Consider the following 12,070-nt stretch of genomic DNA (forward strand, 5'->3'; position numbering starts at 1 on the left):
TAATGGCTGAAATTATTGTACCGGAACTAGGCGAGTCCATATCTGAAGGCACAATTACCAAATGGTTCGTGAAGGAAGGCGACTCCGTCAATCAGGGAGATGTCCTACTAGAGCTTGAAACCGATAAGGTTAACATAGAAATTAGCGCTGACAATAGCGGTGTTGTATCTCGCATCGCAAAGCAAGACGGAGATGTTGTTCTTGTAGGCGAAACAATCGGTTCGATTGGAGAAGCAGCGGGCGGCGCAGCCGCACCTGCTGCTCCGGCAGCTGAGGCAGCACCAGTTGCAGCTCCTGTTGCCGCAACTCCAGCACCAGCTGCACCAGCAGCGCCTGCGGCATCTTCTGCAAGCGAAAGTGCAGCAGTGATTAATGCTTCACCAGCAGCTCGTAAACGTGCGCGTGAGCAAGGCATTGATCTTTCGCAAGCGCAAGGACAAGCTCCTGCACCTGCGGTTGCTACTCCGGTTAAATCTGCTCCGCTTACACAATCAGAGCCTGCTAACGCAAGCAAAGATGTTAAGCCGACTGAACGCAAACGGATGTCCCGTCGCCGGGTTACAATTGCTAACCGCCTTGTTGAAGCACAACGCACAGCAGCGATGCTGACGACTTTCAATGAAGTGGATATGACAGCTATTCTTGATTTGCGCAAACGCCGTAAGCAAGCTTTCTTCGAGAAAAATGATGTGAACTTAGGATTTATGTCCTTCTTTACAAAAGCAGTAGTTGGTGCGCTTAAAGCATTCCCGCTGCTTAATGCTGAGATCGACGGTGAAGATATTATTACTAAAAAGTTCTATGATATCGGCATTGCAGTATCTGCAAAAGAAGGTCTTGTCGTTCCAGTCGTTCGTGACGCGGACCGTCTAAGCTTCGCTGAAATCGAGAAAAATATCGTTGAGCTTGCTGGTAAAGCAAGATCAAACACACTTGCGATTTCTGATTTGCAAGGCGGCAGCTTTACAATTACGAATGGCGGCGTATTTGGCTCCTTACTGTCAACGCCAATTCTTAATGCACCGCAAGTTGGTATTCTCGGCATGCACAAAATTCAAATTCGTCCAGTAGCTATCGATGATGTTCGCATGGAAAACCGTCCGATGATGTATCTTGCATTGTCTTACGATCACCGTATCGTGGATGGCAGCGAAGCTGTTCGTTTCCTCGTAACCGTCAAAGCGCTTCTAGAAGATCCAGAAGCACTTCTTCTCGAAGGCTAATAATAAGAATTCCAATAGAGACTGACCTTAAAGTAGAATGATCTACTTTATGGGCAGTCTCTATTTTTTTTGCGATTATATATCGTATATCCGCAGTTAGCGGCAATTTTTTTATATTTTAAAGTCGAAAACGAGCAGGAAGAAGGCGGGGAATGTTGAAAGTAATCAACAGGAGAGAGCAGTTTGTTGAAATGTGATGAGAAGAGGGGATTGAAATCGTCGAGGTTAATGAACAATTGAGGGAAAGTGAAGAGAGATATCAGCATTTGGTTCATATGCTTCCTGACGGGCTTATCGTATTTTTGGAAGGTGATATTGTATTTGCTAACCACGCTATGCTAAACATGCTGGGTATTAGTAAATTCGATAATATAATTGGATTCCCTATAAACAAGTTCATTCATCCCGAGTATTTGGAGCGGTTTCCGGCAATGATTAACTATTTAATTTGTGAGGCCAATCCTTCTACATTTACCTATTACGAGCTGCTTCGTCTGGATCAGCAGGCGATAGAGGTAGAAATGAGAGCAGTTGCCGTGAAATTTGATGGTAAAAATGCTGTCCAGCTTATTGTGCATGATATAACCAAGCAGAAGCGAATGGAAGCCTCCTTGCACGAGAAGGATTATTTATATAAAAGCTTGATGGAAAATGTTGTAGCGGGCGTATTCGTGGGGCAAAATAATAAGATTGTTTATACCAATCCCTATTTGGCGGAGATGTATGGCTATACAGTAGAGGAGATATACGCCATGTCGACAAGTGATTTGGTGGCACAGGATGAAATCAATCGCCATGAAAGCGAGATTTTGCATGGCATGGCTATTGGATTAAATCAATTTCCACTCAAATGCAGGGGCATAAAAAAAGACGGCAGCATCATTTATTTGGAAGGAAATGGTACAATTATAATGTTCAACGGGCAGCTGTCCTTGCTCGGTACCATACAAGACGTTACACCTAAACGTGAGAAGGAAAATTTGCTAAGAGAAAATGCTAAGCTTTATCAGAAAATTATAAAGTTTGTTCCCGAACCCATCATTATGAGTGATCAAGGGATCGTCCTTTACGCGAACAAGCTAGCTTTGCAGGCACTTGGATTTGAGTCGGAAGCAAAAGTTATAGGAAAAAGTGTACTCGATTTTATTCATTCGAACCACCATGCATCAGCACTGGAGAAAATGCATAATATCATGACGACGGATGACCCTACTCCTTTTGAAGAACGAGTTCTTATTCGTCAGGACGGACAATTGTTGGATGTGGAAGTATCAAGCATTCGGATTAATAATTATTTAGGTAAGGATGTCATGCTCAGCGTTATTCGGGATTTGACCGATCATAAGCGATCCGAGGAGGTGCTTATTCGTTCGGAGAAGTTGTCTGCGATTGGGCAGCTTGCCGCAGGAGTAGCACATGAAATTCGAAATCCGCTAACGGCGCTTAAGGGCTTCACGCAGCTTTTGAGCAGCAAGTATCCGGAGAACCAACATTATTTTTCAATTATGGCCAATGAAATTGACCGTATTACACTTATCGTAAATGAGTTTATGACGCTGGCCAAGCCGCATTTCACGAACTTTCGCAACGAGCCTCTAGAGCCGATACTGAGAAGCGTCTTATCATTACTGGAAACACAGGCTATTTTGATAAACGTGGAATTGAAGGTTTGTTTTGACCAAACACGGCCGTTGATATTTTGCAATGTTGATCAGCTTAAGCAGGTTTTCTTGAATATTATCAAAAATGCGTTAGAGGCGATGACGTATGGCGGCGAAGTTGTTGTGACTGTTGCAAGTTTGGAGGATGGCTTCGTTCATATCCGAATTAAAGATGGCGGTTCGGGTATACCGGAGGAGCTAATTAAGAAAATCGGTGAACCTTTTCTGACAACGAAAGAAAAAGGGACGGGACTTGGTATTATGATCAGCAACCGCATTATTGAAGCGCACAAAGGTACGCTTCAAATTAGCAGTGTGATGAATGAAGGGACAGTCGTGGAAATCATGTTGCCTTTTCAGGAGCAGTTGCCGGCAAGCTTAGGATGAACTATAGGCATTATCATCTGAAGTGGCCATCATTCTTTTGCGTTTATGATGAAGCGTGAAGTATATGACGGAAGATAAGGCAATAATAATGGCGCAAAGCACATACATAGCGCTGTAGCCGTAGCTTGAAGCCAATGATCCAAGCGTGTATGAGCCAATGCCATACCCAAGATCGAATAGCAAATAAAATGTTGCTGTAGCGAGCCCTCTGCGATGAGCAGGAGCAGCAAGTATAGCTATGGTCTGAAAGCAAGGCAGCAGGGCGCCGTATCCGAGACCAATGACAGCACCGGAAACAAGCAGAAGCACTGGCGAACTCGCTTGACTAAGCAGCAGCATGCCGATTGCAAATATAGCAATGCTGGGATAAACAATGACATGCTCGCCTACACGATCGAGCAATTTTCCTACAATTGGACGAGGCAATACGATCATTATGCCGAAGCAAACGAAGAAATAGCTGGCATATTGATCAATAGCCTGCTCATGAGCATAAACGGACATAAACGTCACTAATCCACTGTAAGCGAACGCGACAACAAACCCGCTAATTGCGATGGGCACGGCTTTCCGTTCCACAAGATCTCGCCAATGCAACTTGCTCTTAGTCCTTATGATCGGCTGCTTCGCTTTGGCGATGCTGGATTGGCCTTTTGTTGAAGCACCTAGTAAAAATGAGATGAGTGCGCATACTGCGCATAAAGCGAACATCGCTGTAAAACCGCCATGTGTCGTTATCGTTAAACCTACGAATGGTCCAATGACCATGGCTAGGCTCATAAATAAACTGAAGTAACTAATCCCCTCACCTTTACGATGTTCTGGTATTATTCCAATTGCAGTCGTATTGGTAGAGGTGGTTGCGATAGCGAAGGTGCCGCCGTGAAAAAAACGAACAAGCAGCAGCATGGCGTACCCAAAAACACCTAAATATGCGATGGAAAACAATAAGAACAGCAGTAAGGAAATAATGACGATTTTACGTTCTCCATAACGAGTCATCAGTTGCCCAGCAAAGGGCCTAAGAAGTACAGAGGCGATAACAAATACGGTCATTGACAATCCCGCCTGCGTGTCAGACCCTCCAAGACCATTGGTCACATAAACGGACAGAGCTGTTGCTAACGTATAAAAAGCAAAAAATAGAAAAAAGCTGCTTAAACATATTTTTATGAAGTCAGCGCTCCATAATTTATTGGCATTCATTACAGGTTCCCCTCTCAGATGTTCGCCGTTCATTGATTCGTCTTTGTGTTAGATTCATGATGCTGATCCGCATTTTTAATTATTTTGGCCATAAATTTTTTGAATGCTTGAATTTCGTCTATGGAAATATCCGTCAACAGCTGTGCGACAAAGTTTTCTTCGATGGGTGCCAGTTCATTAGAGCATGTTCTGCCATTAGCGGTTAAATAAAGCAGCTGTGAGCGACGATCATTCGGATTTGCGACACGGCGTACAAGCGCTTTCCGCTCCAGCTGGTCAACAAGCCGTGTAATATTGGCTGGATCCTTGTCGGAGCGCTGTGCCAAATCTTTATGAGTCATGCCATCATGCTCATCAAGATACATGAGCAGTGACCATTGTTCAGGCGTAACGTCATAATCTTGAAAAAGCTGATGAAGCCGCAGGTTTAGTTTGCGGCCTGTATTGCTGAGCATATAACCTACCGATTGTTTAAATTCCAATGATTTCACCTGCTATATCCATTTAGTTGTTATGACAATAATACGCTTAACAACTAAATAGGTCAACAGCTTCAATCCATAAATCTGGAATGAAGCTGCTTACAGAGAATCGAGAGGGTTGTGATGCTGCTTGCGATATTGTTCGGGCGTAAGGTCAGTATGAAGCTTGAAAGCGCGGCTGAAGTGAGAGGGATGCTTAAATCCAACATCATAGCCAATATCGGTAATGGGGAGAACGCTATTGATAAGCTCAATTTTGGCCTGATAGATTCGGCGCTGCATTAGAAACTGAAAGATTGTAAATCCAGTAACCTCTTTAAACGTTTTGGCCAAATAATATTTGCTTAAGTGAAGCTCTGTTTGAATGGCCTCAAGCGTAATATCATCATTATAATGGCACTCCAAATAAGAGATGATGGCTTGAACATGGCGCTCCTTGGAGGAAGGAAAGGTTGGTTTATCCTTTAGCGGCTTCTGACAAAGCTGATTGATCTGAATAAGAAAATCGAGCATTAACGCCTGAAATCGCTGCCTGGAGAAGCTGTCCTGCTGCACGTAAAGCTGCTCCAGCTTATGAAGGCTTGCTTCGATTTCAGCTCTCTCGGTCCCCCTCAGCTGCAATCGTATATTTTGAAGCTTCTCGAATGGTTCGAGCAGGTCCGCAGCAAAAGGAGGTTGTATAAATTGCTTAAAGTAATAGGGATCAAAATGGAGTATCGACCGGTGGTAAGTAGCGCTTGGATCGACATTTGCCCGGTGCAATGTCATCCCGTGCATAAGCAGCAAGTCACCAGGTTCAAGGACATATATGCGATCATTAATGAGATAGTTTACTTTGCCGCCATGGAAATAATAAACTTCATAATGAAAATGACTATGATAGGGGATTTGAGCGTTGAAATCAGAGCTGGTTCCCATTGTAAAAGGTAATTGGATTTGTTGCTGCGTGCTCATCATTTCGCCTCCACTTATAAATACCCTCATTATACACCAACCACAGTCAAATAAAAGCGTAAACAAGTTAATGCGAATGAAGTTGGCTGCATTCCAAAATGCTACCATATAGGCAGGTGAAAACGATTAAGCAAGCTTTGTTATTATAACATCGTAAATAAGGGGCGGTATTCGGATGCAGATCGTTCGTTTGGGAATTATCGGATTAGGAAATATGGGCAAGGGGCATATTGGCTACTTACTGAAGGGCGAAGTAAGTGGAGTCCAAGTAACCGCAGTTAGTGATTGTGTACAAGCAAATCTTGAGTGGGCAAAAGAAAAGCTTGGTGATCAAGTCGGATTGTATGAGGATCCTTATGAAATGATGGACTCTGGACTTGTTGACGGTGTACTTATCGCAACTCCTCATTTCTCCCATCCAGAGCTTTCTATTGCTTGCTTCGAGCGTGGTCTGCATGTGCTTTGCGAGAAACCGGCGGGTGTATATACGAAGCAGGTTCGCGAGATGAATGAGGCGGGCAGCAAGGCGAATGTTAAATTCAGCATGATGTATAACCAACGGACAAATCCGATATATGTGAAGCTGAAAGAATTGATTGATAACGGTGAGCTAGGCGAAGTGAGACGGACCAACTGGATTATTACAAATTGGTATCGCTCTCAAAGCTATTACGATTCGGGTACTTGGCGAGCAACTTGGGGTGGTGAAGGCGGCGGCGTACTGCTTAACCAAGATCCCCATCAGCTCGATTTGTGGCAATGGACGATCAGTATGATGCCAAAGCGTGTCCGTGCTTTCTGCTACTTCGGCAAGCATCGTGACATCGAGGTCGAGGATGATGTAACAGCTTTCGTTGAATACGAGAATGGAGCTACTGGGGTGTTCGTGACGACGACGGGCGAAGCGCCAGGAACGAATAGACTGGAAGTGAGCGGTGATCGCGGTAAAATTGTAATCGAAAATAATCAGCTAACCTTCTGGCGTCTAACCGTTCCCGAGCCTGAATTCAACAAGCAATTTAAAGGCGGCTTTGGTCAGCCGGAATGCTGGAAATGCGAAATTCCAATTAACGGAAGCAATCCCGATCATAAAGGAATTACACAAAACTGGGTGAATGCCATCCTGTTCAATGAACCATTAATTGCTCCAGGAGAAGAAGGCATCAAAGGGCTTATGCTCTCCAATGCGATGCTTCTATCGACATGGACCGATGGCTGGGTAGATTTGCCGATTGATGAGGAGTTATTTTATAAGCATTTGCAAGAGCGAATCGCAAGCTCTGCCTATCAGAAGGAGGACTAGATCGATGAGTAATGCGGATGGCATGAAGTATGCGCCAAAGGGAAAACCGAATAGAGTAGTTGAGGACGGGCAATTCGTAATTGCGGCTGTTAGTCTTGATCATGGTCATATCTATGGCATGTGCAATGGACTCGTGGAAGCAGGGGCAACTTTAAAATGGGTGTATGATGCCGACCCTGCTAAGGTTGAAGCATTTGTTCGCCAATATCCGCAGGTGCAGGCAGCTGACTCGGAAGAGCAGGTGCTCTCCGACACTGAGGTGCAGCTGGTTGCAGCTGCTGCTATAACTTCGGAGCGTGGACCGCTAGGCGTTCGCGTCATGCGGAGCGGCAAACATTATTTCACAGATAAAGCGCCATTTACGACGCTTGAGCAGCTCGCGGACGCACGCACTGCTTACGCAGATACCGGAAAAAAATATGCTGTATATTACAGTGAGAGATTGCATGTGGAATGTGCGGTTTATGCGGGTCAATTGATCGAACAAGGCGCAATTGGACGTGTTGTTCAGGTCATTGGACTAGGCCCGCATCGTTTGAACGCAGCATCCCGTCCGGCATGGTTTTTTGAGAAGGAAAAGTACGGAGGCATTATTTGTGATATCGGATCGCATCAAATTGAACAATTTCTATATTTTACAGGTAATCAGAATGCGAGTGTCGTAAACAGCAAGGTTGCCAACTATGCAAATAAGGACTATCCAGAGCTTGAGGATTTTGGTGATATGACGCTTGTAGGAGATAACGGGGCAACCGGCTACTTCCGTGTTGATTGGCTGACACCAAGCGGACTTGGCACATGGGGCGACGGTCGTACAATTATTCTCGGAACAGAAGGTTACATCGAGATGAGGAAGTATATTGATATCACTAAAGATAAGGACGGCGACCAGCTTTATCTGGTAAACGGGGATGGTGAACAGCATATCCAGCTTCGTGGCAAAGTCGGCTTCCCTTATTTTGGACAGCTGATTCTCGATTGCTTGAATGGGACGGAGCTTGCAATGACGCAGGAGCATACCTTCAAAGCAGCAGAGCTGTCGCTTCTTGCTCAGAAGCATGCGACAAAAGTGGAGTAGAAATGGTTTCTGTTAATAGACAGTTGCTTTTTTACTCGTACTCAGTATAAAATAGGTTGGAAATAATAAATGGAAGGAGTGGGGATATGAGGATCAAAAGAAGGATGACCTTATCCCAATTTCATTTTTCATATTCCCATTTCACTTTTACACTAAAGCATCCATTGCTTTAGTGTTTTTTTTTATTACATGGAGGTGTAACGACGAATGAGGTACAAAAGGGTTCTTATTAAACTAAGCGGTGGAGCAGTCGCAGGAAATACTGAATTTGGATTTGAACCTGAGAGGTTGAATTACATTGCGAATGAAATTATATCAGTCGTTAATTTAGGAGTAGAAGTGTCACTCGTTATTGGCGGGGGTAACATATTCCGCGGTAATATGGCGGAAAGCTGGGGAATCGAAAGAGCGGAAGCAGACAACATTGGCACGCTTGCAACAGTCATTAATAGCTTGATGCTTCGTGGAGTTCTTAAAGCCAAGACCGACAAAGAAGTTCGTGTAATGACAGCAATACCGATTACATCGGTCGCTGAGCCGTATATCAGACTGCGAGCGATCCACCATTTGGAGCAAGGATATATCGTCATATTTGCAGGAGGGAACGGTCAACCTTACGTGACAACAGATTATCCTTCAGTACAAAGGGCAATTGAAGTGAATAGTGAAGCACTTTTGGTTGCAAAACAAGGCGTAGACGGTATTTTTAATGCAGACCCTAAATATGATGCAAATGCGAGGAAATTCAAATCCCTTCATTACAATGATGTTTTACAACATGATTTAAAGGTAATGGATCAGTCAGCCTTCATTTTAGCGAGAGACTATAATCTGCCTATGCATGTGTTCAACTTCGACAAGCCAGGTTCGATGAAAGAGATTTGTGAAGGTGCAAATAACGGAACCGTCATAAGCGGTGAATCTGTTCTTGCATATAATGAATAGCGATATAGACAAGAGGACGATAGATGCACCTGTAACCGATTAACTCGGCAGGTGCATTTTTTACATTCTGCAAATGTCTTTAGGGCAATTCTCACAATGGCAAATATCTCGGAGATACTGAAGATCTTCTACAATGATGTGACTTTTTTCAATTTTGATGGCATTCGCTTTACGAAGTTTACTTAGCATACGGTTTACACTCTCCCTAGTAACGCCAATCATATCAGCGAGTTCGGTGTTCGTGTGTACTTTTGAAACAACGATATGATTTTTTTGTTCAATGCCATAAGTGTTGGCCAGTCTAATGAGCAATGAACATAGCGCGCCGTGCTTGCCAAACATCATTAAATCACGGAATTTGGACTGCGTCATCCGATGAATAAGCCCCATCCATTTCATGAACTCAACAGCTAAATCTCCGTTATGCCAAAACAATACTTCCAAATCCTTCTGTAGAATAACCCCGACGACACTATCCTCGATGATTTCCGCGTTAAAAACATGAGAGGATTGGCGAAAAGGGTCCACTTGGCCAAACATATCGCCTTCCTGATACATATATAAGATGAATTTTCTTCCTTCGTCAGAAGACTTTGTTATTTTTATCCGGCCGCTTTTGATGAAATACAGCTTGTCAGCAGTGTCGCCTTCCCAGAATAGAAGTGAACCACTGGCAACTTTGATTTCGCACATCATTTGCTGGAGTTTAACTAAGTTATCGGCGGAGAAGCATTCTGTATTGCGGACATTACTTTCATTTGAACAATTTATTGTATTCATTCGTGGGATCGCTCCATTCTCAAGGCTTCCTCAGTTAATAAAGTATAGCCATCTTTTTAACTGTTGGATGTGATTCATGTCACAACAGCACTTATGGGCAGTGTGACATTATTCACTTACAGACCAAGTTATTTTGTCTAAAGTTGAACTATACAAAAAATTGAAAAGGAGAAGTGATGATCATGCTTTCAGGAGTTATTTTGGCAGGTGGAGCAAATCGTCGGATGAAGGGAGAACTGAAGGCACTACTTCCTTTTGGCGGTAAGCCTTTAATCGTTCGACAAATTGACCGTATGAGGGAATTATGCGATGAGTTGATTATTGTCACAAATGATCCAAAGCCCTATTTAAATATAGTTGATCGTTCCGTTCGCATTATAACCGATTTTTTTGAAAGCCATGGTCCTCTTAGCGGGATGCATGCAGCACTGTCTCTGGCGAAGCATCCATCCGTGTGGGTAGTCGGCTGCGATATGCCTTATATATCAAGTAAAGCGGCTAAATTATTGCTGAACAGAAAGTTGGATGGCTTCGAAGCTGTTGTGCCTTTGGTGGCTGGTGAGACTCATCTATTACACGGCATCTATGATCGGGCTTGCGTATCCCACATCGTTCCACTTTTAAAACAAGGGGAGATTCACGTTTCGGCTTTGCTTAAGCATGCATTCTGGAGTGAACTGGGTGATCAGCTCTTATATGAGAATGGTGTGGATTTAAATTTTGTTTCCAGTTTCAAAACGTTGGCGGATTACGAGGCTATGCTTCTTATGGAGAATTTGCAAAAGTAACAAATGGTTCAAGTTTTCTTAGAGGAGGATTTCCATCTTTCCTAAATTCATGAATCAACAAAAAAAATAGTGCCGGAATAATTCGAGGCACTATTATTTTGTTCTTTTAAAGAATAACTCACAGTAAGTACTCTTCCCGAAGGCCGATTTTATGCAAATAGTCCATGGTAGTTACAATGTCCGCATCGGTTTCATCTTGCGTGTGTATAGCTTCTTCAACCTGATGAGGTAAACCACAGACCCGTTCAGCGAATACTTGGCCGTACTCGCAACAGAAGTCATCACGTAGAGTTTCAAGGTCTTTGTTTTGCAGGGTTGTCATAGAAATCACTCCTTCTCTTCTTATGATTTCAATATATACTCTTAATGCGTATTAGTATGTGATTTATTTCACATGATTTTCTACTTAATGTGAGCATTTAATGGCATAAAAACAAAAAGAGGCAAACACGGCACTGCACCATTGTCTACCTCTGAATCATTCTACTTAGATGATTTGATCCGCAATATCCAAATATAACTTTCCTACTGTGCTGTCTGCCTTGTAAATGGATGGCGAATAATCTGGTTCCGAAGGATGATTGTCTGGCGCCCCCAATGGGATTTGGGCAAGCAGCTTTGTCTGCAATTGTTCAGCAAGGGCTGTTCCACCGCCGCGGCCGAAAACATATTCTTTGGTTCCACATGTATGGCAAGCTAAGTAGGACATATTCTCGATGATGCCCATAATTTCGTGGTTTGTTTGCTTAGCCATTGAGCCTGCTCTTGCTGCCACGTAGGAGGCGGGTGGATGAGGTGTGGTGACAATAATTTCTTTGCACTCAGGCAGCATTTGGTGCACGTCAAGTGCGATATCGCCAGTGCCCGGCGGCAAGTCCAAGAGCAGATAATCGATTTCCCCCCAAGCAACATCGGTAAAAAACTGTCCTAGCATTTTACCGAGCATAGGGCCTCGCCAAATAACCGGTGAATTGTCTTCTACGAAGAAGCCCATTGAGATGACCTTGACGCCATGATTTTCTGCGGGAAGTATCGTGTTGTCCATAATCTTTGGCTTCGTTTCGATTCCCATCATATCCGGGATACTGAATCCATAGATGTCAGCATCGATGATGCCTACTTTTTTCCCCCGTCTGGCAAGAGCTATAGCAAGGTTTACCGTTACAGTAGATTTACCTACCCCGCCTTTGCCGCTGGCAATCGCAATAAAGGTAACGTCGGTTCGTTTATGAAATGGAAATTATATCGGTCAACCTTTTCTGT

The 12,070-nt window shown here is 43.7% G+C and carries 11 protein-coding genes and 1 pseudogene; 6 read left to right on the forward strand and 6 right to left on the reverse strand.

The genetic code is table 11. The features are described from left to right. The first annotated feature begins 2 nt into the window (after window positions 1–2). Window positions 3–1,223, forward strand: coding sequence for a 2-oxoglutarate dehydrogenase complex dihydrolipoyllysine-residue succinyltransferase (gene odhB / locus AC787_RS28640; RefSeq protein WP_054028375.1), 1,221 nt, complete (start codon window positions 3–5; stop codon window positions 1,221–1,223). A gap of 236 nt (window positions 1,224–1,459) precedes the next feature. Continuing rightward, the gene (locus AC787_RS28645; RefSeq protein ID WP_152970794.1) at window positions 1,460–3,271 is read left to right on the forward strand and encodes a PAS domain-containing sensor histidine kinase; all 1,812 of its coding nucleotides are present in this window, start codon (window positions 1,460–1,462) and stop codon (window positions 3,269–3,271) included. Here the strand turns inward: AC787_RS28645 and AC787_RS28650 are convergent. From AC787_RS28650 to AC787_RS28660, 3 genes are all read right to left on the reverse strand, one after another. Then, window positions 3,263–4,477, reverse strand: coding sequence for an MFS transporter (locus AC787_RS28650; protein WP_054028377.1), 1,215 nt, complete (start codon window positions 4,475–4,477; stop codon window positions 3,263–3,265). The two genes, AC787_RS28645 and AC787_RS28650, sit on opposite strands and share 9 nt — an antisense overlap. 29 nt (window positions 4,478–4,506) lie before the next feature. After that, the gene (locus AC787_RS28655; protein WP_054028378.1) at window positions 4,507–4,959 is read right to left on the reverse strand and encodes a MarR family winged helix-turn-helix transcriptional regulator; all 453 of its coding nucleotides are present in this window, start codon (window positions 4,957–4,959) and stop codon (window positions 4,507–4,509) included. A gap of 99 nt (window positions 4,960–5,058) precedes the next feature. Beyond that, complete coding sequence (locus tag AC787_RS28660; RefSeq protein WP_161807580.1) at window positions 5,059–5,916, reverse strand: helix-turn-helix transcriptional regulator; 858 nt, start codon at window positions 5,914–5,916, stop codon at window positions 5,059–5,061. A 172-nt stretch (window positions 5,917–6,088) separates the two neighbouring features. On the opposite strand from AC787_RS28660, the gene AC787_RS28665 reads away from it, so the two are divergent. From AC787_RS28665 to pyrH, 3 genes are all read left to right on the forward strand, one after another. Further along, complete coding sequence (locus AC787_RS28665; protein WP_054028380.1) at window positions 6,089–7,216, forward strand: Gfo/Idh/MocA family protein; 1,128 nt, start codon at window positions 6,089–6,091, stop codon at window positions 7,214–7,216. Window positions 7,217–7,220: 4 nt separating this feature from the next. Continuing rightward, entirely contained in the window at window positions 7,221–8,294 is a 1,074-nt protein-coding gene (locus AC787_RS28670) for a Gfo/Idh/MocA family protein (RefSeq protein ID WP_054028381.1), read from the forward strand. Between the two features lie 207 nt (window positions 8,295–8,501). Continuing rightward, window positions 8,502–9,239 (forward strand): UMP kinase, encoded by a 738-nt coding sequence (pyrH, locus tag AC787_RS28675; protein WP_054028382.1) that lies wholly within the window; start codon window positions 8,502–8,504, stop codon window positions 9,237–9,239. 60 nt (window positions 9,240–9,299) lie between these two features. Here pyrH and AC787_RS28680 read toward each other — a convergent pair whose 3' ends face one another. After that, window positions 9,300–10,019, reverse strand: a complete 720-nt coding sequence (locus AC787_RS28680) for a Crp/Fnr family transcriptional regulator (RefSeq protein WP_054028383.1) — start codon at window positions 10,017–10,019, stop codon at window positions 9,300–9,302. A 182-nt stretch (window positions 10,020–10,201) separates the two neighbouring features. Here AC787_RS28680 and AC787_RS28685 point away from each other — a divergent pair, with 182 nt between their 5' ends. After that, window positions 10,202–10,807 carry a molybdenum cofactor guanylyltransferase gene (locus AC787_RS28685; protein ID WP_054028384.1) on the forward strand — a complete coding sequence of 202 codons (606 nt, stop codon included), beginning with the start codon at window positions 10,202–10,204 and terminating at the stop codon, window positions 10,805–10,807. 118 nt (window positions 10,808–10,925) lie between these two features. Here AC787_RS28685 and AC787_RS28690 read toward each other — a convergent pair whose 3' ends face one another. Further along, entirely contained in the window at window positions 10,926–11,129 is a 204-nt protein-coding gene (locus AC787_RS28690) for a hypothetical protein (RefSeq protein WP_054028385.1), read from the reverse strand. A 165-nt stretch (window positions 11,130–11,294) separates the two neighbouring features. After that, window positions 11,295–12,023 (reverse strand): annotated as a pseudogene (locus AC787_RS28695) (Mrp/NBP35 family ATP-binding protein); the annotation flags it as partial. Window positions 12,024–12,070 lie beyond the last annotated feature (47 nt).

It is taken from the genome of Bacillus sp. FJAT-28004, from assembly GCF_001280845.1.
In the GTDB taxonomy this organism is placed as follows: domain Bacteria; phylum Bacillota; class Bacilli; order Paenibacillales; family Paenibacillaceae; genus Pristimantibacillus.

Coding starts and splice junctions, on each gene's coding strand:
- odhB (WP_054028375.1), top strand. CDS start 3: ATGGCTGAAATTATTGTACCGGAACTAGGCGAGTCCATATCTGAAGGC.
- AC787_RS28680 (WP_054028383.1), bottom strand. CDS start 10,019: ATGAATACAATAAATTGTTCAAATGAAAGTAATGTCCGCAATACAGAA.
- AC787_RS28690 (WP_054028385.1), bottom strand. CDS start 11,129: ATGACAACCCTGCAAAACAAAGACCTTGAAACTCTACGTGATGACTTC.
- AC787_RS28650 (WP_054028377.1), bottom strand. CDS start 4,477: ATGAATGCCAATAAATTATGGAGCGCTGACTTCATAAAAATATGTTTA.
- AC787_RS28685 (WP_054028384.1), top strand. CDS start 10,202: ATGCTTTCAGGAGTTATTTTGGCAGGTGGAGCAAATCGTCGGATGAAG.
- AC787_RS28665 (WP_054028380.1), top strand. CDS start 6,089: ATGCAGATCGTTCGTTTGGGAATTATCGGATTAGGAAATATGGGCAAG.
- AC787_RS28670 (WP_054028381.1), top strand. CDS start 7,221: ATGAGTAATGCGGATGGCATGAAGTATGCGCCAAAGGGAAAACCGAAT.
- pyrH (WP_054028382.1), top strand. CDS start 8,502: ATGAGGTACAAAAGGGTTCTTATTAAACTAAGCGGTGGAGCAGTCGCA.
- AC787_RS28660 (WP_161807580.1), bottom strand. CDS start 5,916: ATGATGAGCACGCAGCAACAAATCCAATTACCTTTTACAATGGGAACC.